Source organism: Lactobacillus sp. A27 (assembly GCF_016742815.1).
GTDB lineage: Bacteria > Bacillota > Bacilli > Lactobacillales > Lactobacillaceae > Lactobacillus > Lactobacillus gallinarum.
This window is the reverse complement of record NZ_JAEHNT010000016.1, coordinates 22,443-48,714: the sequence shown is the minus strand read 5'-3', so window position 1 is coordinate 48,714 and position 26,272 is coordinate 22,443. Positions and strand designations below refer to the sequence as shown.

25 protein-coding genes, 2 tRNA genes, 1 other RNA gene and 2 pseudogenes are annotated in these 26,272 nt (G+C 35.7%); 3 read left to right on the top strand and 27 right to left on the bottom strand.

What is annotated here, in order from left to right:
• Positions 1 to 7: 7 nt before the first annotated feature.
• The 7 genes from atpE to JEM49_RS03360 all read right to left on the bottom strand — a co-directional run bounded on the left by atpE (position 8) and on the right by JEM49_RS03360 (position 5,345).
• On the bottom strand, positions 8 to 232 hold the full coding sequence (gene atpE / locus JEM49_RS03390; protein ID WP_005718768.1) for a F0F1 ATP synthase subunit C: 225 nt from the start codon (positions 230 to 232) through the stop codon (positions 8 to 10).
• A 19-nt stretch (positions 233 to 251) separates the two neighbouring features.
• Positions 252 to 965, bottom strand: a complete 714-nt coding sequence (atpB, locus tag JEM49_RS03385; protein WP_201873654.1) for a F0F1 ATP synthase subunit A — start codon at positions 963 to 965, stop codon at positions 252 to 254.
• Positions 966 to 1,086: 121 nt separating this feature from the next.
• The gene (upp, locus tag JEM49_RS03380; protein ID WP_025005100.1) at positions 1,087 to 1,716 is read right to left on the bottom strand and encodes a uracil phosphoribosyltransferase; all 630 of its coding nucleotides are present in this window, start codon (positions 1,714 to 1,716) and stop codon (positions 1,087 to 1,089) included.
• Positions 1,717 to 1,798: 82 nt separating this feature from the next.
• Positions 1,799 to 2,800 (bottom strand): L-threonylcarbamoyladenylate synthase, encoded by a 1,002-nt coding sequence (locus JEM49_RS03375; protein WP_025005101.1) that lies wholly within the window; start codon positions 2,798 to 2,800, stop codon positions 1,799 to 1,801.
• A gap of 5 nt (positions 2,801 to 2,805) precedes the next feature.
• Positions 2,806 to 3,648 (bottom strand): peptide chain release factor N(5)-glutamine methyltransferase, encoded by an 843-nt coding sequence (gene prmC / locus JEM49_RS03370; protein WP_201873652.1) that lies wholly within the window; start codon positions 3,646 to 3,648, stop codon positions 2,806 to 2,808.
• Complete coding sequence (gene prfA / locus JEM49_RS03365) at positions 3,641 to 4,729, bottom strand: peptide chain release factor 1 (protein WP_087175746.1); 1,089 nt, start codon at positions 4,727 to 4,729, stop codon at positions 3,641 to 3,643. The genes prmC and prfA overlap by 8 nt, the downstream gene beginning before the upstream one ends.
• A gap of 16 nt (positions 4,730 to 4,745) precedes the next feature.
• Positions 4,746 to 5,345, bottom strand: a complete 600-nt coding sequence (locus JEM49_RS03360) for a thymidine kinase (RefSeq protein ID WP_201873650.1) — start codon at positions 5,343 to 5,345, stop codon at positions 4,746 to 4,748.
• A 149-nt stretch (positions 5,346 to 5,494) separates the two neighbouring features.
• On the opposite strand from JEM49_RS03360, the gene JEM49_RS03355 reads away from it, so the two are divergent.
• Positions 5,495 to 6,847, top strand: coding sequence for a Mur ligase family protein (locus JEM49_RS03355; protein ID WP_087175744.1), 1,353 nt, complete (start codon positions 5,495 to 5,497; stop codon positions 6,845 to 6,847).
• An 88-nt stretch (positions 6,848 to 6,935) separates the two neighbouring features.
• Here the strand turns inward: JEM49_RS03355 and JEM49_RS03350 are convergent.
• Positions 6,936 to 7,008 (bottom strand) — tRNA-Gln (locus tag JEM49_RS03350).
• A gap of 5 nt (positions 7,009 to 7,013) precedes the next feature.
• Positions 7,014 to 7,085, bottom strand: a tRNA-Glu gene (locus JEM49_RS03345).
• Between the two features lie 80 nt (positions 7,086 to 7,165).
• Here JEM49_RS03345 and JEM49_RS03340 point away from each other — a divergent pair.
• The gene (locus JEM49_RS03340) at positions 7,166 to 8,179 is read left to right on the top strand and encodes a serine hydrolase domain-containing protein (protein WP_087175743.1); all 1,014 of its coding nucleotides are present in this window, start codon (positions 7,166 to 7,168) and stop codon (positions 8,177 to 8,179) included.
• Between the two features lie 97 nt (positions 8,180 to 8,276).
• On the opposite strand, the gene JEM49_RS03335 is transcribed toward JEM49_RS03340, so the two are convergent.
• From JEM49_RS03335 to JEM49_RS03325, 3 genes are all read right to left on the bottom strand, one after another.
• Positions 8,277 to 9,656 (bottom strand): MFS transporter, encoded by a 1,380-nt coding sequence (locus JEM49_RS03335; RefSeq protein ID WP_087175742.1) that lies wholly within the window; start codon positions 9,654 to 9,656, stop codon positions 8,277 to 8,279.
• Positions 9,657 to 9,783: 127 nt separating this feature from the next.
• Positions 9,784 to 11,124 carry a glucose-6-phosphate isomerase gene (locus JEM49_RS03330; RefSeq protein WP_087235341.1) on the bottom strand — a complete coding sequence of 447 codons (1,341 nt, stop codon included), beginning with the start codon at positions 11,122 to 11,124 and terminating at the stop codon, positions 9,784 to 9,786.
• Between the two features lie 76 nt (positions 11,125 to 11,200).
• On the bottom strand, positions 11,201 to 11,815 hold the full coding sequence (locus JEM49_RS03325) for a VanZ family protein (protein WP_087235342.1): 615 nt from the start codon (positions 11,813 to 11,815) through the stop codon (positions 11,201 to 11,203).
• A gap of 124 nt (positions 11,816 to 11,939) precedes the next feature.
• On the opposite strand from JEM49_RS03325, the gene JEM49_RS03320 reads away from it, so the two are divergent.
• The gene (locus tag JEM49_RS03320) at positions 11,940 to 14,141 is read left to right on the top strand and encodes an LTA synthase family protein (protein WP_201873649.1); all 2,202 of its coding nucleotides are present in this window, start codon (positions 11,940 to 11,942) and stop codon (positions 14,139 to 14,141) included.
• Between the two features lie 51 nt (positions 14,142 to 14,192).
• Here JEM49_RS03320 and JEM49_RS03315 read toward each other — a convergent pair whose 3' ends face one another.
• The 15 genes and pseudogenes from JEM49_RS03315 to comGA form a co-directional block, all read right to left on the bottom strand.
• Complete coding sequence (locus JEM49_RS03315) at positions 14,193 to 15,650, bottom strand: sensor histidine kinase (protein ID WP_098044302.1); 1,458 nt, start codon at positions 15,648 to 15,650, stop codon at positions 14,193 to 14,195.
• Positions 15,650 to 16,372, bottom strand: coding sequence for a response regulator transcription factor (locus JEM49_RS03310; protein ID WP_025005110.1), 723 nt, complete (start codon positions 16,370 to 16,372; stop codon positions 15,650 to 15,652). Before JEM49_RS03310 ends, JEM49_RS03315 begins: the two co-directional genes overlap by 1 nt.
• On the bottom strand, positions 16,372 to 16,764 hold the full coding sequence (locus JEM49_RS03305) for an SdpI family protein (RefSeq protein WP_025005111.1): 393 nt from the start codon (positions 16,762 to 16,764) through the stop codon (positions 16,372 to 16,374). Before JEM49_RS03305 ends, JEM49_RS03310 begins: the two co-directional genes overlap by 1 nt.
• Before the next feature lie 34 nt (positions 16,765 to 16,798).
• On the bottom strand, positions 16,799 to 17,764 hold the full coding sequence (gene manA / locus JEM49_RS03300) for a mannose-6-phosphate isomerase, class I (RefSeq protein WP_098036502.1): 966 nt from the start codon (positions 17,762 to 17,764) through the stop codon (positions 16,799 to 16,801).
• A 92-nt stretch (positions 17,765 to 17,856) separates the two neighbouring features.
• Positions 17,857 to 18,895: pseudogene (locus JEM49_RS03295) on the bottom strand (MalY/PatB family protein).
• An 8-nt stretch (positions 18,896 to 18,903) separates the two neighbouring features.
• Positions 18,904 to 19,780, bottom strand: a pseudogene (locus JEM49_RS03290) (DUF3737 family protein).
• 167 nt (positions 19,781 to 19,947) lie between these two features.
• Positions 19,948 to 20,315: a transfer-messenger RNA gene (gene ssrA, locus JEM49_RS03285) on the bottom strand.
• A gap of 51 nt (positions 20,316 to 20,366) precedes the next feature.
• A complete protein-coding gene (locus tag JEM49_RS03280; RefSeq protein WP_087235388.1) occupies positions 20,367 to 21,551 on the bottom strand; it encodes an acetate/propionate family kinase in 1,185 nt (394 codons plus the stop codon).
• Between the two features lie 45 nt (positions 21,552 to 21,596).
• Positions 21,597 to 22,598, bottom strand: coding sequence for a class I SAM-dependent methyltransferase (locus tag JEM49_RS03275; RefSeq protein WP_098044045.1), 1,002 nt, complete (start codon positions 22,596 to 22,598; stop codon positions 21,597 to 21,599).
• Between the two features lie 170 nt (positions 22,599 to 22,768).
• A complete protein-coding gene (locus JEM49_RS03270; RefSeq protein WP_035434033.1) occupies positions 22,769 to 23,269 on the bottom strand; it encodes a ComGF family competence protein in 501 nt (166 codons plus the stop codon).
• A 7-nt stretch (positions 23,270 to 23,276) separates the two neighbouring features.
• The gene (locus tag JEM49_RS03265) at positions 23,277 to 23,546 is read right to left on the bottom strand and encodes a hypothetical protein (RefSeq protein ID WP_201873648.1); all 270 of its coding nucleotides are present in this window, start codon (positions 23,544 to 23,546) and stop codon (positions 23,277 to 23,279) included.
• Positions 23,543 to 23,974 (bottom strand): prepilin-type N-terminal cleavage/methylation domain-containing protein, encoded by a 432-nt coding sequence (locus JEM49_RS03260; protein ID WP_087175669.1) that lies wholly within the window; start codon positions 23,972 to 23,974, stop codon positions 23,543 to 23,545. Before JEM49_RS03260 ends, JEM49_RS03265 begins: the two co-directional genes overlap by 4 nt.
• Positions 23,943 to 24,290 (bottom strand): prepilin-type N-terminal cleavage/methylation domain-containing protein, encoded by a 348-nt coding sequence (locus JEM49_RS03255; RefSeq protein WP_087175668.1) that lies wholly within the window; start codon positions 24,288 to 24,290, stop codon positions 23,943 to 23,945. Before JEM49_RS03255 ends, JEM49_RS03260 begins: the two co-directional genes overlap by 32 nt.
• Positions 24,291 to 24,300: 10 nt before the next feature.
• Complete coding sequence (locus JEM49_RS03250) at positions 24,301 to 25,302, bottom strand: type II secretion system F family protein (RefSeq protein WP_025005119.1); 1,002 nt, start codon at positions 25,300 to 25,302, stop codon at positions 24,301 to 24,303.
• Complete coding sequence (comGA, locus tag JEM49_RS03245; protein WP_025005120.1) at positions 25,271 to 26,245, bottom strand: competence type IV pilus ATPase ComGA; 975 nt, start codon at positions 26,243 to 26,245, stop codon at positions 25,271 to 25,273. The genes JEM49_RS03250 and comGA overlap by 32 nt, the downstream gene beginning before the upstream one ends.
• Positions 26,246 to 26,272 lie beyond the last annotated feature (27 nt).

Below are 26,272 nucleotides of genomic sequence, written 5' to 3'. Positions count from 1 at the left end.
AATTTTATTAAAGGAAAAGAATCAAGAAGGCAACAACGATAGCCAAAATAGGAACGGCTTCGATCAAACCAACACCGATAAACATTGTTGCTCTTAAGTTACCTGCACTTTCAGGTTGACGAGCCATACCTTCAAGAGTTTTTGAAATAACTTTACCGTTACCCAATGAAGCAGCTAAAGCTGCCAAACCAGCTGCGATGGATGCAGCAAGGTATTTAAAAGCTTCTGACATAAATTTATACCTCCAAAATTTATTCTGTAGTAACTTTCTTACCAATGTAAACCATTGATAAAGTTACGAAAACATATGCCTGGATAGAGCCAATGAAGACAGAGAAACCTTGCCAAATCATGGCTAATGGAGCTGCTAGAATCAATGTAAATGGTCCACCAGCATGTGCTAGATCATTACCAATTAATGTAAGCAAAACTTCACCAGCATAAATGTTCCCATATAAACGTAATGATAAGGTTAAGAAATTGGTAAACTCTTCAATAATGTTAATTGGGAGCATAAAACCAACTGGCTGCGTATAATTCTTTAAATAGCCGCCAACACCAAATCTTTGTACGCCGAATGTGAACGATAGAAGCAAGGTCATCATTGCAAACGACATTGTCGCTACTGGATCAGCAGTTGGTGACTTGATAAAGACCCAATCATCAACTTTGACTTCCATAAACATACCCAATTGGTTCATAAACCAAATGAAAAGAAATAAAACAAGTGCAAATAAAGATAGGTGTTTTTGCGCATCTACATCACTAACATTATCTTTGACGATACCGTTAGTAAAATCGAGTAAATATTCAAAAACATTTTGTCTTTTGTTAGGTTTCATTTCAACTTTTCTTGCAAGCCAAAGGCAGATAAGAAAAACTGCTAAAGCCATTAGCGTTGAACCGATGATCCCAGTAAGATCAAAATTCAAGCCCATGAATTTAAAAACAAATGATTTCTCCATTACTTCGTGACCTCCCTTCTCGTGTTGAATTAAACTCGAACACGTAAATCATCTTAACACCAAAAAATTCTTTTGTGTAACATGAAAACGTATTCTAATAAATATTTTTACGAAAAAGGGTTTACTTAGTTCCGAATAATCGGTCACCAGCATCACCCAAACCTGGGAAGATGTAGCCGTTATCCATCAACTTTTCATCTTCAGCAGCTGCGTAAATATCAACATCTGGGTTAGCTTCTTGAACAGCCTTGATTCCTTCTGGAGCCGCTACTAAAACTGCTAACTTGATTTCTTTAACGCCGCGCTTCTTTAATGCAGCAATGGCATCATTTGCTGAACCACCAGTTGCAAGCATTGGGTCAACAACTAAACATTCACGTTCAGCAATATCCTTTGGAGCCTTGAAGAAGTATTCATGTGGCTTCAAAGTTTTTTCATCACGATACATGCCGATGACCGCAATTTTAGCTGATGGTACCATATCAAGAACACCATTAAGCATCCCGATACCAGCACGTAAAATTGGCACAATTGTCAATTTCTTACCAGCAATTTCTTTTTGGACAGTTTTACCCATTGGTGTTTCAATTTCAACATCTTCAAGTGGTAAATCTCTCGTAATTTCATAGGTCATTAACCCACCAATTTCGCCAACAATTCTACGAAATTCATTTGAACCTGTGTCCTTACGACGAATGATAGTTAATTTGTGTTGAATCAATGGATGATCCAAAACTACAAACTTTCCCATATATGCCTCCTATAACAAATAATCTAATCATAAATATTTTAATCAAAAACGCAAAGGGTTTAAACCCCTTTGCGTTTATTTTTTATTTATTAAAATGATGTCCACCAGCAGCTTTGTTCAAACGATTCATGTAAGCCAAACTTTCTTCGCCTTCATCAAAACCTTGAACATAAATTGTGGCGATGTCGTCTTTATCGTCAAAATAACGTAATCCGCCAAATAAATTATGATCGGCATCAACTAAGTTCTTACCTAAATTAAACTTGTTTTCATCTGGCAAATCAATTTGATCCAAAACTGAACCCAGTGCGGCAACACCCGTTTTATCATTAAAGTCAATTTGACTAAAGTCAGCGGGATCATCTACTACGATCACTGGTTCACTTGGAGCATAGTGGCGATACTTCATACCTGGAGCCTTCGGCACATCTTTATCTGCAACCTTACCAGTATTAATTAAAACTTTTTCGCCTAAAACTTCACTAAGTTCTTCTGGCGTAATCTCACCTGGACGAAGAACAATTGGAGTTTTGACTGATAAATCAATAATAGTTGATTCAAGACCCACGCGAGTTGGACCACCATCAATAATACCTGCAATCTTACCTTTCAAATCGTGGTAAACATGCTCAGCTGTTGTTGGACTTGGCTTAGTTGAGGTATTAGCAGATGGACCTACGATTGGATAACCCAATTTTGCAATCAAATCATGAGTTAACTGATCGTCAGGACAACGAAATGCAACTGTATCAAGACCACCTGTAACAGCATCTGGAAGCGTACCAGGCTTGACAAACAAAAGCAAAGTCAATGGACCTGGCCAAAAATGCTTGATTAATTTCTTAGCCCTTTCAGGCACTTCCTTGGCATAACGCTCCATCATTTTTTCATCAGAAACCGTAACGATCAATGGATTATCACTAGGGCGACCTTTTGCGGCATAAACGCCCTTGACAGACTTTTCTTTAGTTGCAATAGCGCCTAAACCATAAACTGTTTCAGTAGGAAATGCTACAAGCTCCCCTTCAGCTAATAATTTAACAGCTTCATCAAGTTGATCTTTTTTAAAAATTTTGGTTTCCATAATTTTTATTTTTGCCACCTTCCATGAACCATGCGTGGCTTGCCGGCCATGTCTTTTCTAAATTCAATATCAAAATCAGGCAATTCTTTAGCAAATAATTCTTTCAATTGATCTTCTTCACTAAAACCAAATTCCAAGAAAAATTCACCATGACTATTTAAATGATCACGAACCTGTTTAGCAAATTTTTTATAAAAATCTAAACCGTCACCACCTGCAAAAAGAGCCTCTTTAGGTTCATTCTGCAGGACATTATCATCCATCTCTTTTTTCTCATTTGTCTTAATATATGGCGGGTTAGAAATAATCTTGTCGAACTTCTCTAATCCAATTAAGACATTCGCTTTGCGCGTTACTACATCCAAGTCATAAGTCAAGAAATTCTCTTCACTAGTTCTTAATGCAGAATCGGTAATATCACTAGCATAAAGGGTCAAATCTTTAATTCCCTTTTTCTCTGCCTCTTTAGCAAGAGCAACAGTGATGCATCCCGAACCAGTACCAAGATCAAGCACCTTATCGCCGCTCTTTAACGACTTAAGTGCCCATTCAACTAGTTCTTCGGTTTCAAAACGAGGAATCAAAACTCCTCGCTGCACCATAATCTTATATCCCAAAAACCAGGCGTAACCCAAAATATACTGCGGAGAAACACCCTTAGCTAGCTTTTTAATGTCTTTATTAGCTTGTTTTAACTGGGCATCAGATAAGACCATATCCTGTTTTAACTCAAATTCACTTGGAGTCAAATTAAGACGCTCAGCTAAAACATAGTCAATATCTTCAGGACGAGCATTTTCAGCAGTTTCGCCTGCCTTAATTCTAATTTTCTTTAAAGTTTTAGGCATTTTGATCAGCCAACTCCTCTAATTGCTTAGTTTGGTTATAAAGAATCAATGCATCAATAATTTCGTCAAGTTCACCGTTCATTACTCGATCAAGCTTGTTAATAGTTAAACCAATACGGTGATCAGTTACACGGTTTTGAGGATAGTTGTAGGTTCTAATTCTTTCTGAACGATCCCCTGTACCAACAGCGCTCTTACGCTTGGCATCATATTGAGCTTGATTTTGACTTTCGTAATAATCGTAAACACGTGATTTCAAAATTTGCATAGCTTTTTCACGGTTTTGTTGCTGACTACGTTGATCCTGCATAGCAACTACGATACCCGTTGGTAAGTGAGTCATACGTACGGCACTAGAAGTCTTGTTGATGTGCTGACCACCGGCACCACTTGAACGGTAAACATCGACACGAATATCTTTAGGATCAATATCAATATCAACTTGCTCATATTCTGGCATAACGGCAACAGTAGCAGTTGAGGTATGAACACGACCTTGGGATTCAGTTACTGGGATACGTTGAACACGGTGAGCACCATTTTCATATTTCAATTTTGAATAAACCTTGTCCCCAGTAATCATAATGGCAACACGCTTATAACCACCAACTTCTGTTGGTTCTGAATCAATCATCGAAACCTTCCAGTTTTGACGTTCGGCGTATTTTTCATACATTCTAAGCAAATCGCCAGCAAAAAGTGAAGCTTCATCACCACCAGCGGCACCACGAATTTCCATGATGATGTCTTTGTCATCATTAGGATCCTTTGGCAGCATTAAAATTTTAATTTGATCTTCGAGTTCTGGAATTTCTTTTTCAATTTCAGCGTTTTCTTCTTTAGCCATTTCGATCAAATCAGCATCTGTTTCACTGGCAATAATTTCTTTATTGTCAGCAATTTCTTGCTTATCCTTTTTGTATTTCTTGTACTTTTGTACAACTTCACGCAAATCGGCTTCTTCTTTAGAAATTTCCATGTAACGCTTAGTATCATTAATAACTTCAGGGTCTGCCATCATTTCTTGAAGTTCTTCATAATGAGCTACTAAGCCCTCTAATTGAGCCATTACTTTATCCATAAATTAAAAGTCCTCTCTATCTCTGAATACCTGGGTGAAAATAATGATAGCGACAAACTGGGTAGTAACTCTCATCGCCACCAATTTGTACCTGCTCACCTTCATATACAGGTTTGCCATTATTAACTCTTAAATTCATTGTTGCTTTATGACCACAATAATGACAAATAGTTTTCATCTCTTCTATTTTATCAGCAAAAATCAATAAATTTTCACTGCCTTCAAATAAATGATTCTGAAAATCATTTTTTAAGCCAAACGCCATTACTGGGATATTAAATTCATCTACAATTTTGGCACATTCCAAGACATGATGTCTTTTCAAAAATTGTGCTTCATCAATTAAAACACAGGCCAATTTTCCTTTTCCATCAGCCAGATCATGGCTATTCATCTTTTCGATGTATGTAAATAAATTCATATCTTCAGCAATTGGAATTGCCTTTCGATGTAGGCCAATCCTAGAAGCAACCGTACCAACACCACTACGATTATCAAGTCCGCTCGTCATTAAAGCAATTTTTCGTCCTTGTGCCTCATAATTGTGAGCCACCTTTAAAATTTCTATTGTTTTACCACTACTCATTGCACCATAACGAAAAAATAATTGCGACATTCCGGGCCCTCCCTTTTACTTAAAAAGTATTCGCCTAACATAGTATAGAGGAAAAAATAAATTTGTGTAGCTAAATGAACAGTAAAACCTCGTTTTCATTCCTGCTCTATGCTAAACTAAAACATAGTTTTAAAGTGAGGGATTATAACATGAGTTTTAAATCAGGAATCGCCAAAGTTGCGGGAAAGTCTAGTTACTGGTTTTTACATAACGTTTTAAAAGGTGGTACTAGTTTTCCTGGCAAGTTTGCTATGAAAATTGATCCAAACGTTCTTAATTCTCTAGCCAAAGGCTACGAAACCGTAATCGTTACTGGTACTAATGGGAAAACCATGACTACTGCATTAATAGTTGAAGCCTTAAAGAAAAAATACGGTGATGTTTTAACTAACCCATCAGGTTCAAACATGCAGCAAGGAATTGTAACGGCTTTTTTGGCTCACAAACATAAACATGTTAAGCGAAAGATTGCGGTGCTAGAAGTTGATGAAGCTAACGTAAAAATGGTAACTAAGTTGCTTCATCCTAGCGTATTTGTTTTAACAAATATTTTCCGTGATCAGATGGATCGATACGGTGAGATTTATACGACCTACGACAAAATCGTTGATGGTATCAAATTAGCACCTGATGCGACCATTATTGCTAACGGCGATGCAAGCATCTTTTCATCAGTTGAGCTCCCTAATAAGAAAATTTTCTACGGTTTCAAATTACCTGATGATAAACCAGAAAACGATCTTAAGGCCCCTGTTAATACTGATGGTGTGCTCTGCCCTAAATGTGATCATATTTTGCATTACCATAGCAGAATTTACGCAAACTTAGGTGACTTCTTCTGCCCTAATTGTGGCTACGACCGTCCTGACTTGACTTTTACAGTCAATAACATTCTTGAACAAACGCCTAATAGTTTGAAATTCCAAATGGGCAACAAGGATTACTCTATTAACATCGGTGGTACTTACAACATTTATAATGCTTTGGCTGCTTACTCAGTAGCACGTCATTTTGGCTTAACTGAAGCTGAAGTTGCTCAAGCATTTGCAGAAAACAAGCGTATTTTTGGCCGTCAAGAATTAATTCATTACGGTAATAAAGATATTGATTTAATCTTGGTCAAAAATCCTGTTGGACTTGATGAAGTGTTACACATGCTCAACACCGAAAAGGATGATTATTCTTTAGTTGCACTGCTTAACGCTAACCACGCAGATGGTATTGATACATCATGGATTTGGGATGCTGATTTTGAAGGATTAAATAAAGACAAGATTAAGAAAGTTCTGGTTGGTGGACAACGTTGGCATGACATGGGCTTCAGATTAGAAATTGCTGGCTTTGATCCGGGTACAATGAGCACCAATCCAGATTATGATAGTTTAATCGAAGAAATTAAAAAATTACCAACTAAGAAGGTTTATATTCTTTCTACTTATACTGCTATGCTTGCCCTTAGAAAGAAAATGGCCGAAAAGAAAATTATTAAAGCTGGTATGTAACGATAAAGATTCACGCAAAGTGAATCTTTTTATTTTAGAGAAAAATAAAAAGGTCTAAGCTGAAATAGCTTAAACCTTTTCTTTATTATTGAGATATTGGGGCTCGAACCCAAACATCCAGGAACCAGAATCCTGTGCCTTACCAATTTGGCTATATCTCAATTAATCACCCGTACGAGAATTGAACTCATAACTCCACCTTGAGAGGGTAGCGTCTTAACCATTTGACCAACGGGCGAGTCAACATTAATAATTATGCTTTTTTCTTCTATGCTTGTCAAGTCATTTTGTCTATAATAATTGAGTGGATGGTGAAAAATGATCGACTATAATAAAACACAACATTTAATTGAATCAATGGTCTTTGAAAGAGTTGTACCGGGCGTAAACTACACTTTCATTAAAGATAAACAAATCTTTACCTCAACGACAGGATTTGCTAGTATCTACCCCACCGTGACTCAACTTAGTCCATTTGCTGAATATGACTTGGCTAGTCTAACTAAAGTCTTAGCTACTGAAAATGTACTTTTAAAGCTTTATGATCAAGGCAAGCTTAATTTTACCGAGCCTTTAAAAGAGTTTGTCCCAGAATTTAAAGATTCGCGTATTCGTCTTTATCATCTTTTAACTCACACCAGTGGTATTCGCGGTTGGATTCCGCATCGTGATGAACTGGATCATGATGAATTACTAAAAGCAATTATCAATTTACCCGTAACTGACGAGTTTGAACATAAAATGCGCTATGCAGATACCAACTTCATTTTATTAGGCTTGGTTATCAAAAAGATTTTCAATCAACCTGTACAAGACGTTGCCACGCAAGAAGTATTCAGCCAAATGCCGCTGACTCACACCACATTTTCACCTAAAAAAGATGCTTGTGTACCAACTGCAATCGTTGATGGACAGGTCTTACAGGGCATCCCACATGATCCTAAGGCACGACAATTAGGTGCAGATTGCGGCTCCGCCGGACTTTTCTCAACCATGCAAGATTTAATCACCTTCAGTCAAGGTTATCTCGGACTAAAAAAAGAGATATTACCTTACAGTCAAAAAACTGTTAGCCTGCTTTTTGATAATAAAAATCCAGCTGGTGTAAAGCCTCGCTCTTGGGGCTGGGATCTACGCTTTGATCCTAAAAATCATTATCCAATCATTTTACACACCGGTTTTACCGGTACATTAATGATTTTGGATCGCGTTAAACGATCAGGCTTAATTTTATTAACCAATCGAATTCATCCTACAGGTCATAATACGGTTTTTCTTGCAATGCGAGAAAAAATTATCCGTAGCTTTTTAAAAGAAAATAACAAGATATAAGAAAAAAGGACGACTGTGTGTCAGCCGTCCTTTTTATCTCTCACTAAATTTCATCATTCATATACTATTATAACTTATTTTAAAGTAATTGTCTTACTTAATTATTATTTTCTGCTTTAAACATTTTCCAATCACTAAAGATAATAATTAAACTAATGATCACTGTAAAAATAAATGCTGCTTGACTTCCCTGAGCCGTTCCTAATGAATAAGTTATATTAGGCTTTTTTTGCCAGATAGATATAATCACAGCCAAGATAGTTGTTCCAACGGAGCCAGCTAATTGTTGACTAGTTTGACAAACAGCCGTAGCATCCGCACGCAATTCCCCTTTTTCTACCTTAAGCGATTCTGCTAAAGTATTGCTAAAGGACATTCTATGCCCTAACATCATGATGCCGTAAAAAATGACAATCATCAATACACTTAAATTCAAGCCAAAAATCATGAATAATAAGCACCCAAGCATCATAAAACTGCCACCTAAGTAAAGTGGCAATTTAGCGCCCTTTTTATCATACAAGCTGCCAAAATAAGGATTGAGTAAACCGGCGATAATACTACCGGGGAGTAATATCAATCCACCAATTAAAGAGTTTTGATGCCCAACAATTTGAACGTAATTTGGCAATACAAAACTGATACCAATATTATTAAACTGTAAAAGGAAATATGCCAAGGCACCCCACACAAAGGCCTTTTGTTTAAAAACAGCTAGATCAAGCAACTTCTTGGTTGATTTCTGAGATAATTTAACAAAAAACAAAATCAAAATAGTCGTTGCAATTAATAAAAGCCAAAATAGAGGATTGGTGATTCCCTTACTAATTTGATTAACGCCCACAGTTAACGTAATAAAAGCGCTGGCTAAAATTATAAACGCTAGCCAATCAAAATCGCTTTTAACTTGTTCATGATATTTGCCAATCACTAGAACACCTGCGATGAAAACAATCAAAGCAATGATAGTCGCAAAAATAAAAATCCAGCGCCAAGATAGATAAAAATTAGTAATTCCACCAAAAGCAGGACCTAAAGTTGGAGCCATAGCGACTACTAACCCAGCAATTCCCATATAAACGCCCCACTTGTCGCGTGGAATAATCTCGGTAACCAAATTAAACATTAACGGTGTACTAATTCCTGCACCTAATGCAGAGATTAAACGTCCTAAAAGCAAAATTGAAAAATTAGGCGCAAACGCACTAATTACGCTGCCGACCATAAAACCACCACAAGCTACTACAAATAGTTGTTTAGCAGTAAAGCGTTCATTTAAATACGATGAACAGATCATAATAATTGCAATGGTTAAAAGGTAGCCTGTAGTAGTCCATTGAACAGTATCTAGAGCTACATTAAATTGTTTCATCATCGTAGGGAAAGTTACATTTAAACTAGTTTCTGTCAAAATTCCCACGAATGACATAAACGCTGCCGATAAAACAGCTAAAATATTTTTAGTTTTTTCTTTCATACAGATCCCTAATTTAATCTTCCAAACAAAAAGAGTAGAAACCTCAAAAAAGTTTCTACTCTTTCTTTAATTAGCTAATGCTAACTATATTCAACCGCATACTATCAAATATGCTGAGTAAAATTAATTATTTAAGACGCTTAGTTAAGTCGTCGTGTAAGTTTTCGTAACCTGGCTTGTTAAGAAGACCAAACATGTTACGCTTGTATTCTTCAACACCTGGTTGGTTGAATGGGTTAATACCATTCAAGTAACCTGAAATAGCAATTGCTAATTCGAAGAAGTAGATCATGTAACCAAGAGTGTGTTCAGTTTGATCTGGAATGTTAACAGTCATAACTGGTACGCCACCGTCAGTGTGGGCTAAAACAACACCTTCGTAAGCACGATCGTTTACGTAGTTCAAGCTCTTGCCTTCCAAGAAGTTAAGTTGATCCAAGTTCTTTTCATCGCCAGGAATCTTAACATCGTGACGTGGTTTTTCAACACGGATAACAGTTTCAAATAAGTTACGAAGACCTTCTTGAATGTATTGACCAAGTGAGTGTAAGTCAGTAGTGAAGTTAGCACTTGATGGCCAAATACCCTTGTTGTCCTTACCTTCTGATTCACCCATCAATTGCTTGCACCATTCACCGAACATTCTAAGATTTGGTTCATAGTTTTCAACAATTTCAGTAGTGTAACCCTTGCGGTAAAGGATGTTACGAAGAGCAGCGTATTGGTATGGTGAGTTCTTGTGAACATCAGTATCAGTGTAATCTGCACGAGCATCTGCAGCACCCTTCATCAAAGCATCGATGTCAGCACCTGCAGCAGCAATTGGAAGTAAACCAACAGCAGTAAGAACACTGTAACGACCACCAATATCATCTGGAACTACGAATTCTTCGTAACCTTCTGCGTCAGCTTCAGTCTTCAAAGCACCCTTTTGACGGTCAGTAGTTGCGTAAATACGCTTAGCAGCTTCTTCCTTACCGTACTTCTTGATCAACTTATCCTTGAAGATTCTGAATGCTACTGATGGTTCAGTAGTAGTACCTGACTTAGAAATTACGTTAATACTAAAGTCCTTGTCGCCTACCCATTCAATCAAGTCGTAAAGGTATGAACCTGAAAGTGAGTTACCACAGAAAACAACAGTTGGCATGTCTGTCTTTTCCTTGCCGTAGAAGTTGCTGTTCAAAAATTCAATTGCAGCTTGAGCACCAAGGTATGAACCACCAATACCGATGCAGACCAAAACTTCTGAATCATTTTGGATCTTCTTGGCAGCCTTCTTGATACGAGCAAATTCGTCTTTGTCGTAATCTACTGGCAAGTCAAGCCAACCACGGAAATCATTGCCAGCACCAGTACCATCACGGAGTTCAGTGTTAGCAGCATTTACCATAGCTTGCATTTCGCCTAATTCATTTTCATGAACAAATGGCGTTAACTTACTACTATCAAAATTAATTAAACTCATAAATCTGCTTCCTAACTATTATAAAAATTTCACATCCTTATTTTAACAATCTTATTTATCGAATACCAGTATCATTTTACAAGCGCATACATAATTTTTTGAAAAAGAGATAAATCAAATAGCCTAAGATCGCACCACACGTATTAAAGAAGACATCATCAATGTCACTAACACCAGTTGATAATAAAAATTGCAATGTTTCAATGACAATTGAAAACAGCATCCCCATCAAAATAGTTTTAAAAAATGATTGCTTCTTTGAAAAAACAATTGGAAATAATATTCCAAACGGCACAAAACACATAATATTGCCCAGTGAATTGTAAAAGAAATCTAACCTGCTTGGCGCATAAACTAATTTCCACGTTTCCTTCATAAAAACTAAATTAACATCACTCAACGGCCTATTAAAATTAAACACAAGTTGCCATGGAAAATAAGTATCTCTGAACGTTGTCAACATTAAAATCAAAATTAGATAAAATGCAAAAATCCAAACACTAACTTCCGATTTAATTGATCGTCTTCTTCTAACAAAAAGAAGCCAGATCAACCGTAAAACCGCAAAAATAAGAAAGTAAAAGAAGGTTTTATCTAATGCTAAAAAAGTTAATTTAACTAATGCAAAATGATTAATACTAGTCGCATAACGTTCTGCTAAAAAATTATAAAGTGGGCCGAAAAACAGCATGCTTTGCCTCTTTCTAAATTATTCCTTCTAGATTATAACCATTTTTTCAAAAGGTAATTATTAAAAAATGCATAACTCTTGATAAATCGTTGTTTTAAGCAGAAGGAACCTTTAAAATTAAAAGATGTTAAAGGAGAAAAATATGAAAAAGAAAATTAGCAATTTTATTCAAACAAGAACTGGATTTTTGGTTCTTTTGGTATTTTGGTTTTGGATAAAATACATTTTTGCCGCTTATTTCGACTTTAATTTAGGTTTATCGGATCCTTACCAGCACGTTATCATGTGGCTCAGCCCGATTGGGACTGCTGTAATTTTGATTAGTATTGGCTTTTACATCCCTAAACCTATTATTTCCTATATCGCCATGTTAATCATGGATTTTGCAAATACTGCTTTGCTATTTGCAAACATTATCTATTACCGGCAATTTACTGATTTTTTAACCATTAAAACAATGACTAATGCTGGCAAGGTCTCCCAAGGCTTGGGTAAAAGTACTGTTGCTTTACTCCACCCTACCGACATCTTAATTTGGATTGACCTTATCATTATCATCATCCTTTTGGTTATTCATAAAATACGAATCGATCAAAAATCATACGGGCTGTCAACTCCCATCGCTATTACTTCAGTTGGAGCATTGATTACTACTTTGAACATCTTTCTGGCTGAGACTTCCCGTCCACGCCTTTTAAGAAATACCTTTGACCGTTCTTATGTAGTGAAATATTTGGGAATTGATACTTTTACTGCTTATGATGGTTTCAAGAGCGCACAAAACGTTCAGGTAACCAAAAATGCTAATGCTTCAGATCTAAATGAGATTTTGAATTTTACCAATAAGATTCATTCTGCTCCCTCATCCGCACATTTTGGCGTAGAGAAAAATAAAAACGTAATTGTCATTCACTTGGAAAGTTTTCAACAGTTTTTAATTAACCTTAAGGTTAATGGCAAAGAAGTGACACCGTTTTTAAATTCACTTTATCGAAATAAACATACTTTGAGTTTTGATAACTTTTATCATCAAGTTGGTTTAGGTAGAACTAGTGATGCTGAAAACATGTTAGAAACCAGTACATATGGGATTGCAGATGGATCATTATTCACTTCACTTGGTTCTGAGAATACGTTCCAGGCAGCTCCCCAAATTCTGCGTCAAGATGGGTATACTTCTGCTGTATTCCATGGGAATGTCGGTACTTTCTGGAATAGAAATGATGTCTATAAAAATATGGGCTATAACTATTTCTTTGATAAGAATTATTTCAGTACACAAAATAAAGACAATATTGGTTACGGTTTAAAAGATAAGCTGTTGTTTGCCGAGAGCATCAAGTACCTAGAACAAATGCAACAGCCATTTTATGCAAAATTCATTACTGTTACTAACCATATTCCATTTGATCTAGATAAGGATGATCGCGATCCTAACTTTAAGACCACTAAAACGAGCGATCAAACTATTAACAACTATTTTGAAACTGCTCATTACTTAGACGAAGCAGTTCATGAATTTTTCAACTATCTAAAAGCTTCTGGCCTCTATAAAAATAGTATGATAGTAATCTATGGTGATCACTATGGATTAAGTAATTCCGAAAATGAAACCTTAGCTCCAATTATTAATGAAAGTGCTGATACTTGGAACACATATAACAATGTGCAAATGCAAAAAGTTCCATTCATGATTCACGCTGATAATTTAAAAGGAAAAATCAGTCACGAAATTGCTGGCGAAATCGACGTTCTTCCAACCTTGCTTCACCTACTTGGAATCAGTAATAAGGGCTATGTTCAATTTGGTAGCGACATGCTTTCTCCTCATAGACAAGATTGGATCGTCTTTAGAAATGGTACTATTGTCAGCTCCAAATATATTATCGTTGGAGGCAAGGGAATAAAAGGAACAGTTTACAATCGAATTAACGGTAGACAAATTATTAATTTTAGCCCGCAGGAAAAGAAAGAAATTACCGCTTTAGCTAAAAAAGCTAAAGATTCTCTTCATTATTCTGATTTGCTTAATAATCATAATTTACTACGGTTTTACACTCCAACAGGTTTTGTACCGGTTGATCCAACTCAGTTTAATTACTCTACTAATTATCAAAAGATGATCTCAATCAGACAAGACCTAGCAGATAGTTCTACTTCACTTTACAGTGAAAATCATAACCGTTCTACAACCAAGCTCTATAAGACTGATGCTTCTGAATTGCACAATCGTGAAAAAGATATTACTAAAGTGCCAGAAGAAGTACTTAAGAATCAATTAACCGAGCAAAATAAAAGTAGCACAGAAAAAAGTGATAAAAACTAAAGAAAATTAAAAGGCATTCAGCTGTATAAAATTGCAGCTGAATGCCTTTTTCTATTCATCTTTGCTTATAAATTGTTCATAGCCTTTATCATAAAAGATAACCGTAAATGTTGATCCTTTGCCAGGTGCAGAAGCCACTTTTACTTTACCACCGTGCTGTTTAATCAATGAGGAAACAATGGCCAATCCTAACCCAGATTCGCCTGTGCCCATCCTCGCTCTTGATGGATCAGCCTTGAAAAAGCGTTCAAAGATAAACTTAGTTTGGTCTTTACTCATGCCGATACCATCATCCTTGACAGATATTTCACTAGCATGTTCCAATCTTTTACCAGAAATTTGAATGTGACCATCATGCGTAAATTGAATGGCATTTTGAACCAAGTTGACCATCACCTGCGTAAATCGATCACGATCTGCATAAATTGGCAATTTTTCTGGACCAGCAACACTAATTTCGTCTTTAGCCTTTTGAGCATTTTGTTTTAACTGCGACTTTAAGTCATGCAGAATTGGCATTGCATCAAAATCTGTTTTAATCAACATGATCTGATTATTACGGATTTTTTCATAATCCAAATTTTCATTAACTAACCTAATTAAACGTTTAGTCTCACGTTGCATTAAATCAATAGACTTAGGCTTAGATTCTTCCGGAATGGCGTCATACTGCAAGCCCTCCAGAATGCCATTAATAGTTGTCAAAGGTGTTCGCATTTCATGAGCTGCATCAGCCATAAATTGATCACGCCGCTTTTCTTGTGCCCTAACTTCTTCATTTGATTGCTTAAGTGCCTTAACCATTTTATTAAAGTTTTCAGCCAGCTGATCAATTTCATCACTGTCTTTATGAGCGATCTGTACATTGAAGTTTCCTGAGGCAACTTTTTGCGTTGCCCGAGACAACCGTTTGATTCGTTTAGTTGAATAATATGAAATGATAAAGCTAAGAATAAGTCCAACTGCTACAGTGATTAACAAAGCCCGCAATAAATTGCGCTTAGCCATATATATTGGTCGCTCAACATGTTTTACCCTAGAACTAATCCACGCTATACCAACCAAATTTTTTCCATTCATCCAGGGGACTAAGACACCAGTATATGCGTCCTTAGTTGAACCAATTGGGGAATTTTCAGTATGGTTATTCTGGATGCGAATCTCTTGTCCATTTTGCAAAGTAGAAAAAATCTTATCAGACAATTGAACTTTGGCATTGACCCGAGGATAAATTTGCGTATTTTTATCATCAAAAATACGTAAATGAACGTCATCTCCACGCAATACAAATTCTAATTGATTCAAGAAATTATCATTTAGTAAAGCTGTGCCGTTTTTGCCATCCGTTTCAGCTAATTCTCCCAACGAATTAGCATAACTTTCCATTCGTTGATAATTTTGCATGTAAGCCTGATTACGGGCATATCCGATTTCTGAATAACCAATAATGGAAATCGTGGTTACGATAATCAAAAGAAAGCCCAGCATGTTCTGATAAATTAATTTCATTATTTGACCTGCGAATCGTCAAACTTATAGCCGACACCCCAGACTGTTTGAATAACTTTGGCGCCAACTTTTTCTAATTTTTGCCGCAATTTTTTAATATGAGCATCAACGGTTCGTTCTTCACCATAATACTCATATCCCCATACTAACTCTAATAGCTGATCACGTGAAAATACTTGCTTAGGCTTTTGAGCCATCGTATACAGTAAATCAAATTCCTTAGGTGTTAAATCGACTACCGGTTGATCATCAAACAAAACTTCTCGTCTATCCTTAGAAATTTTTAGATGAGGTGTTTGAATTTCATATTCCTGATTAGTATTTTCTTGCGTTTGAACATCTTCTTCCATCATCACACGACGATGAAGGGCCTTAATTCGTGCAATCAGGGCAATTGGACTAAATGGCTTAGTCACATATTCATCAGCACCAATTCCTAATCCCAGAACTTGATCTGATTCACTGCCCCTAGCAGTAAGCATGATAATTGGAACAGTAGGAGAAATAGCCCTTACTTCCTTAGCAACCTGAATCCCATCTTTTTTTGGCAAATTCAGATCTAATGTAATCAAATCATACTTATCTGCATTTTCTTTAAACATATCGACGGCTTCGACACCGTCGACAGCGATATCTTGCTGCCAACCTTCTTTTTTGAAAAACATTCCCATCATTTCAGCGACAGAACTGTCATCTTCAACCATTAAGATTCTCAAACTCATTATCGATCCCTAAATCCTTTTGTTCTTTGACGTTTTACTTGATCGGGATCGACATAGTCATGTGGCAATTCATGTCTTTTACTTAAAAAAGATTTGAGACTTTTTTCAGTAAAGACAATTGGCAATAAGATAAATAAATAAAAAGTTAATAGCCAAATGAGAAAATAGCGATCCCAATTCAAATAGTGAATAATTAACCCTATTACGACTTGAATCAAGCCGAATAAAATACAATATAAACTTGCCCTTCTTTGAGCAAACTTAAAACTATCCTTGTTAACTTGCGCTAGATAAGATAAATAGCCATAAATCCGATTAGGCTTCTTGGCTGGTGAAATCAACCAAATAATTCCAATCACTGCCATTATTGAACCACAAGCGACATAGATCACAATTTCTCACTCCTAAATCTGATAAAATAAACGGTTATTCCTCACCAGGTGCAGACATAACTATTCTCATTTTACCAGTGAAAGTGAATTTCTTCATCTCATTTGGAATAATTAAATTAGTTCCTAATTTCAAATCATATGTTTTGCCATCAGCTTCAAGTTTTCCTTCGCCTTTAATGACTGAAACTAAAAGATATGGATGATCCTTTAACCCTGTTTTCCAAGTACCATCAAGGTCAATTTGCCATAAGTAGAAGTGTGGTGAAATTGGTGGTTCTACCAAAGTCTTAATTTCTGCATCTTGATCCTTGCTGGTCTTAATATCAAGCTTAGGATCAACATGAGGTACAGTAGTTACATCAATTGATTTTTGCGTATGAAGTTCACGCTTTTTACCGGTCTTCTTATCTACTCGATCATAATCGTAAAGACGGTAAGTAACATCACTTGATTGTTGAGTTTCAATTACCAAGCAACCCTTAGTCAAAGCATGGATTGTACCTGCTGGAACGTAGAAAAAGTCGCCAGCCTTAACTGGAACTTTTCTGAGCAACTTGTCCCATTCACCCTTATGGATCATATCAGCTAATTCTTCACGAGTCTTAGCATAATGACCATAAATAATGTAGGCACCTGGGTCTGCTTGCATGACGTACCAGCTTTCAGTCTTGCCGGAATCATTTTCTACTTTTCTAGCATAATCATCATCTGGGTGTACTTGCACTGATAAATTATCATTGGCATCCAAGAACTTAACCAAAAGTGGAAATTCCTTAGCCTTAGGATTACCAAATAATTCTGGATGTTTTAAATAAACATCTCTTAAAGACATGCCCTTAAGTGGACCTTCAGTTACTACTGAAGCATCATCCTTATAGCCAGAAATAATCCAAGCCTCACCGACTTCTCCTTCTGGAATATCATAGTGAAAAATATCATCTAATTTGCGTCCGCCCCAAATCTTTGGTCTAAAATACGGGGTTAAAAATAATGGTTCCATTTAAATCACCTCACATAAAGTATATACTTTGAGGCTATAAAAATGAAACCCTTTTCTTAATTATATATCTACCTTTTTGTTTACATGTAAACCTATTTGCTATACTTACGGATTCCTTCTACCAATCGCTTCATTTCGTCTTTTACCATTGCTAATGGGCAGGCTAAATTTATCCGAATGAAATCTTGTCCGTTACCGCGATAAACACTACCTGCTGAAATAATTAGACCTGTCTCTTTTCTCAAAAAGCAGCAAAATCTGCAGAATTATCAGTCACTTTCTGTACATTAATCCACATCAAATAAGTGGCATCCCCAGAGACAACTTTTACCTCAGGAACATTTTCTTGAATGAACTGACTGACATAATCAAAATTCTCATTTAACTGTTGCTTTAACTTCTTCAGCCAATCATGCCCCTAGCATGAAGTGCAGCCACATTAAAAGTCTTGCTTGGTGAAACCAAAGAAATTACATTGCTTTTAGCTTCAATTGAAAATGCTGGTGTATAGCCCTGTCCTTTTCTGACTAAGTCACCATGAATCTCATCCGAAAGCAAAACCACATGGTGTTTTTGACATAATTGTGCAATTTTTTGAACTTCTGCTTTAGTCCAAACCTTACCAATAGGATTGTGAGGATTACAGAAAATCATTAACGTAGTGAGTGGATCAGCTAATTTTTCTTCTAAATCTGTCCAATCAATGCTGTAATGTTCACCATCAAACACTAAATTACTTGATAAAACATGGCGCCCATTATTCAAAATAGAGTTGTAAAAAATATTGTAAACAGGTTCTTGAACTAGAACATTATCGCCAATATGCGAAACACGCCGCACAATCGATGAAATCGCGGGCACAACTCCCGTGGTAAAGATCATCCAATTGGTTTGCGGACGATATCCATGTTCTATTTCATACCAATCCGCTACCGCATTAAAATAATCAGCTTGTGGCCACTCATAACCAAAGGCACCTAATGAAACTTTTTCTTTCATTGCCTTAATGATTTCCGGTGCTGTTTTAAAATCCATGTCGGCAATCCACATCGGTAATTCACCTGGCTTAACATCCCACTTTACTGAATCCGTATGACTACGATCAGGTGCATTTTTAAAATCATATTCCATTATTATCACTAATCCTTTGGTTTTTGATTATTATCTGAATGCTTTACCTTTGAAATTATCTTTGGACAATTGATTTTCGTTTTTTCAGGATCAATCTTATTTGAATCCATAATTAAAATTCCAATTTCTGGCGCTACAATTTTACCTGACACGGGATTTTTAACACTATCAATTTTACTAGTCACTTCTACATCCATATCTGAAACATATTCAAAAGCTAAATCAGTATGAATAAGTGAACTATTTTTAATTTCAAGATGATCAATATAATTTAATCCTTGATCACTTTCGATTTTACAATTAATGAATTTAATATTCTCAGTATTCCAAGCTAGATACTCACCATCAATTGTTGAATCATAGATAGTCCATTTTTACAATTCCAAAAAGCATCTTTAGAGACAAAAGTTGAATTGTGAACCTCAATATTTTCAGCACCATCAAAAACATAATTACCAACTACACTCACGTGATTTAGATATATATTCTTGCTATCCTTGCCAAAATAGTCGCCATTAATTTGTGAATTAGTAATTCTAATATCATTACAAGTCCACATCGTTTCTTCTGCATTGGCAAAATGAACATTGTCCAATCTAATATGACTTGCTCTTCTAAATAGTTTAGGCGCTTGTAAAGCACTATTCTTAATAGAAATGTTTTTAGTATACCAAATTCCACTCCTAGACATTATTTCAAAGGTAGTATTTTCTACTTCTACATGATCGTCATACCATAATGGATACTTCCATGTAAAAATTGAATCTTTTAATCTGACATTATTTACCTCCTTTAAAGGAGATTCACCATGACCAAAGGTAATGCATCATTAATGCCATAAAGTATCCTTTCCCCTTCAAAGTATTTATTTTTGTATTTAATCATTCGCTCACCTATTATCTGTAAAAACAGTTTTCTTTAGGTTCCATTATAAATAGCAGCTTTTATAATGTTTAATACTTATTTTTAGGGCAAAGCTATAACTAATTATTATTAATAAATAAAAATAAAAGTCTTGCTAGGAATCATATCCTAGCAAGACTTTTACTATTGTATGGAGATGAGGGGAATTGAACCCCTGTCCAAACGCATTCCGTCACTGACCTCTACGATCATAGTTATATTACTTGAACTTCACTAGCCCAAAACGCCATATAACAGGGCTAGGATGAGCTAGCTAACCTGTTAAGACTCTTTTCAACTATTCAGGTGAGGTAGTTAAACGTAACTCGTTAAAGTTGATACTCAGTGTCAGCCACGAGTAAACCGACAAAGAGCAACGCATGCGCTAAATTAAGCAGCTAATGCGTAAGAATTTTTGTTATTTGCAGTTATATTTAACTGTAACGTTTTTACGTAGACGTAACCTACGAATCGCAGTCAATGCGAATCTACGCCTGTCGAATCCCAAAACATCCCCTTGAGACTCTACTATTGTAGCATAGACAAATGAATCCTGCGAATAAAAAGCTTAATTAATATCAGTTAAACGAACTACATCACGTTCAATGATTAATTCTTCGTTAGTTGGAATAACCATTGCCTTTACCTTAGAATCTGGCTTAGTAATGAAATGTTCGCCGTTTTCTTCATTTGCTTCGTAATCTGGTTCAACGCCCATGTATTTGAAAGCATCCATTACTTCTTTACGTACGCCCATATCATGTTCACCAATACCAGCAGTAAAGATAATAGCATCAACGCCGCCCATTTCAGCAATATATGAACCAACGTAACGCACAATTCTATTAATGAAGATTTTTCTAGCTAACTTAGCACGATCCGTGTCGCTTTCACGAACATCACGCATATCTGGAGAAATACCTGACAAACCAAGTAAACCAGATTTGTGATTCAAGATATGAATCATTTCATCCATTGACTTACCTTCAACATGCATCAAATGTTGAATAAGTGATGGATCAATATCACCACAACGAGTTGCCATCGTAATACCAGCAATTGGACTAAAGCCCATTGAAGTATCAAATGATTTACCGTCTTTTACAGCAGTAACTGAAGCACCTGAACCTAGGTGACAAATAATCAACTTCAAGTCTTTTAGATCTTTACCAAGCATCTTAGCAGCATGAGGTGCAGTATAACGGATTGATGTACCGTGGGCACCATACTTGCGGACGCCATATTTTTCATAATATTTATAAGGAAGAGAATATAAGTAATGAACTGGATCTAGAGCGCGGTGGTAAGTAGTATCAAATACAGCTACTTGTGGCACCTCTGGCAATACGTTCATAAATGCTTCAATTCCACGGCCTTCAGCTGGGTTATGAAGTGGAGCGTAATCTTCTAATTCATAAATCTTAGGCAAGTTTTCCTTAGTGATAATAGTAGAATCAGTAAAGTATTCACCACCATTAACTACACGGTGACCCACACCAACGATTTCATGTAAATCATCTACTACATTGAATTGCTTCAAGAATTTAATTAATAAGTTAACTGCAGCTTCTTGATCGGCAATTTCTGTTTTTTCTACATGCTTACTGCCATCAGCCAATTTAATTTCAAAGGAAGCATTGTCTAATCCAACACGATCAGCCATACCACTTGCAATGACTTTTTCATCTGGCAATGAGAATAATTTATATTTAAAAGATGAACTACCAGAGTTAATTGCCAAAACCTTTTTCATAAAAATAATTTCCTCTTCTTTCAATAAAAGTTAAGTAATCCCGAATTAATGATTGATTTTAGTATACCACTCGTTCAATTTGACATTAAAACGAATCAAAGCCTCTTCTTTCTTCAGAGAATCTAGTTTAGTTAACAAAACTTCACTAGCCTTGGCATCTTCTCCATGATTTTGGAAAACAAGGATCGACTTTTGATTAAATTTATTTTTAAACATATCATCAGGCAATTCGACAATGGCTTTCAAATATACCTTTTTCGTTAACCATGGCATAAAATCAGCACCAATCTTGCCTGATAAAATTGATTTAGGAACAACTAAAAATGCATAACCCGCAGGTTTTAAGTTCTTAACTATTTGTTCAATTAATAGCAAGTGTGCAAATGAATGACCTTTTTCTGCTCGATTTTCAAATTTTTTAGCATTTTCATCAACTGGATAATAGCCAATCGGCAAATCGCTTACTACTACATCCGGATTAGAACACATCCATGGCATTAATGCATCTTGACAATAAAGTTCAATGTCAAAGTCATTCAAGTGTGCTGCCACATCTGCTAAGTTAAGCATTTCTTCATCATTATCAATTCCGACTAATTGATAGTTATCTTTAGAATGGTTTAAGGCCTTTAATTGTGAAATGATTGAAAACAGCAGAATTCCAGTACCAATTGTAGGATCAACTATTTCAACCTTTTCATTCTTCACCAATTTATGCATTAACATTGCAATTACAGTTGAAATTGCTGGTGGTGTTGGCATCTTATTAACATCAAAGCCATCATCATTAATTGCTTTTAAAGTTAAAAAAGTAAAAACTTGCGCCTTATCTTTTTGACTAATCTCATCATAATCAAGTGACTGATATTTTTTACTTAATTCTGCAACAGTTTGTTCATCTGGTGCACCATTTTCGACTTTGATTTTACCTTGCTCTAAATTATCAAATGTTTCAACTAAGGCTTCTGTAAATGAAACATTCAGGGCTTTTTGCAAAGTTTGTACGCAATCTAAAAATTGATTAAAAAGTTTCTCAAATTTTCCCATAACGTCCCTCCATTACCTTCATTATTTTAAAGAAAGGAAAGAAGAGGTGCAAGGAAAGTTATTTACCAGACAAATATTTGATAATCATCAAATTATTCTCTATGCTTGCGCAATAGACTTCTTGATACATTTTGATAAAAAGCAAAGTCGTAATTAAAACTAAAATGCTGCTAAGCAATGCGCTTCCTTTTATTTTTAACAATCTTTTTCTCTCTTTCTGGTTTAGGTTCTTCATCAAGCTTGAAAACTAAATCTGATTTTCCTTTATTTTCTTCTACTACATGAATGATAATTTGATCTTTTTTAGTGACAAACTGAGCCGATTTTATATTGAAAATAAGCGGCATATATCCACCCCGCCCAGCTCCTGCTTTTGATACCTTTAAAACATGATTTTTTAAATAATATTCAATCGCATACTGTTCTTTTTCATCATTTTTATTAACTCGCATAAAAACTATCCTATTGCTTTTGGAATCTTTCACGATCGGATAAACAGTTTTCGTATCCTCAGTATGCATAAAATTATTCAACTGCACATATGCATAAGCAATATCATTTACATGCTGATTTTCATGCATGTTGGCTCTTTTAATACTTAACAGCAGATTTTGCAAAATGGAAAGGACCAGGATAGTAATAAAAAGAGAAAAGATGACTTCTGCTAACATGAATCCTTTAGTCTGCAATCTTGTATTTTTGGTTAGTATTTTTATCATTAAGATAATGCTGCCCTATCCTTTCATAAACGTGATCATGTACCGTTATCTGATCCAGATTGTTGGCCTTTAACACATGATAGGCATAGACACGATCAGTTTTTAATTCCATTTCACGACCATTTTTTTGACTTTCAGCAACAGTTAAGTAAAGGCAACTTACAGCAAATAGTGAAATGATAATGGCAATGGCGCTTTCGAATATAAAAACTCCCTTTACTTTTTTCATTTTGCCATTCGTCCCCATAGCATTTGATATTTCACAGCTTTTTTCATCCCATAACCGCTAAACGTTATTGTCCCAGGAACAGAGCGTCCAGTTTTAGTAAAAACAAATTTGTTCAAGCCTTTAATATCAATATTTTTATCAATATTTACTTGCTTTTCATGACCACCACCGATTAATTTTATATAATGTTGATCCTCGGAAAAAATGACGGTAACGGCATGTCCCTTTATCGTGCTAATTCGAGATGCTTGATCAAGAGCAGCATTTACTTCTCTTACTGTATTATCAAAAATTAAACGGTGTTGATATTTTTGCAGTTGTAAACTGCCAATTAACAGCATCCCGCAACAAATAGCTAAAGTAATCATCGTTTCAATCAAAGTAAAAGCTCTATATTTATTTCTTATTAATCTCAGTAACTTTGCCATTTTCTAATTTAAAACTCTTATTTGCCTTTTTTACTTGATCTTTAGTTAAAAATTCACCCTGTAAATCTTCAAATTTGCTAGGTGTATCGTGTCCATCATCTTTATACATTTCCACCTGTGTTTGCAAAGTAGTCTTAAAGGCATCTGAAGTTCTCGTTTCTGCCTTTTCCTTTTGATTCAACATATTTGGCACAATCAACACCATCAAAATGACGATAATAGCAATCACAACCACCATTTCAATTAGAGTAAAGCCTTCTTGTCTACGGCTTTTAGCTAAAATATTTAACAAATATTTCTTCATTTTCTTTTTCATATTTTTCTCCTTAAAGTCCTTGCATCATTGAATACATTGGCATTAATAATTTCAAATACATGCCAATCACGCAAAAGCCAATCAAGATAAAACAAAATGGCTGTACGTTAACAACTAATTTTTCTATTTTTTGAGTTAAATCAATAAATAAGCTACGCCCTAACATTAAGCAGCTTTGACTTAAGTTTTTTCTTTCCGAACCTGTTTTAAGCAAAACTAACAAGCTATTCGGTAAAAAGACTTCTTGTTCTACGATCTCTTCCAAATTTGTTCCTTCAGCTAATTGATGCCCTATTTTTTGTCCCAAGGCTTGCTGCAAGGATCCTTTTTCCTGCTTCGATGCGTATTCACACATTTTTTGCAATGAAAAACCACTGGCTAAAAGCATCCCGATGTCATACACGAGCAAATAATTCACATATAGCAAAATCACTGGTCCAATAATGGGATATTTAGTTAATCTTTGCATTGAGTCGTAATCCTGTTTGTTGAGTAAAACAATTATTCTTGCTAAAAAATATATTCCAGCAAGTACAACTCCAATCAATCCTAGCATGACCAAATCACCAGAATGCTCATTACCATCGCTAAATTGAGTAGAAATAAATGACTGCATAAAAGCAAGTAAAATCACCATCATAATTGCTAGGACAAATGGATAGGATAACTCTGCTCGCAATTTTTTAACTTGTTCTTGCTTGAGTCGACTAAGAATAGATAATTGATTCAAACATTCAATTAAGTTTCCTTGCTGCAATGCCAAATTAACCTGCGTCACCGTTGTTTTTGAGAAACCTAATTGAATTAATTCAGCACTAAAACTATTCCCATCTTTCATTCGCTTAACCAGTTTTTGCATTAGTTTCTTTTTCTTTGGCCACAAAACAGGCATCAGCTCTATCGAATTAATCAATGAAAAACCATTTTCTAAACTATGTTTTAAATAATCTAAAAAAACGAGTTGTTCTTCGCTATTTAGCCTATCCTTCTTTGAATTGCTCATATATTTCATCATCGATTTTCCCTCCTTTCCGCAACAACTGCATATTCTCTTGCCAATTAACGAAGTCACTGCGCACGCTTAGCTGCAATTCCTGATTTAAAAGTTCGCCTTTAGCAATATCCATTAGACACTGCATCCCTACTGCACTAGGCAACAGCCTTTGGTAAGACACAGCAGTCAAGCAATTAGCTAATTCATCATTCTTGATGCCTAAACTCTCCAAACGTGAGATAGTCTGCAAAGTACTTTTAGCGTGAACCGTCGCAAAAACTAAGTGTCCACTCAAAGCTGCATCAACTGCTAATCTTGCCGTACCTTGATCACGAATTTCTCCAATAATCAAAATATCTGGACGGTGTCTCAAAGCTGCTTTTAATAAACTTTGATAGTCAATTCCGGCTTCATTATTGACTTGTGACTGCAAAAAAGTAGGTTCATGAACTTCAACTGGATCTTCAATAGTCATTACTACTTTATTGGGACTTAATTTTTTTGCGACTTCATACATCGTAGTTGTTTTGCCTGACCCAGTGGGTCCACTAGTCACGATCAATCCTCGATGCAAAGCTGATCTTTCTAACGATTCTATTTGCTGAGGAAAGAAATATTTACTTTGCTTAATCTCATAAATTATTCTAATGACCAGTGATTCTTGATCTGAAAAGTCACCCAAACTAGAAAGACGCAAATAATATTCTTTTTGATCAACCTCGTAAGCCATTGCTCCTACTTGAGGTCTACGATGTTCTGCAATGTCCATCTGAGCGCTATATTTAAAGAAGTTAATAGTTTCTTGTCCCTCATTCAAGGAAAGGTCGGTTTGGGTAATTACACCTTGGTTAGTTCGAAACTGTACAACCATCGTTTCTTTTTTCGGAAAAAAGAAAATATCACTCGCCTTACTTGAAATTGCGGAAGTGAGTAATTCATTGATAAATTCCTTTGTTTTCATAAAAATCCCCCTTTTTTGCCTCACACT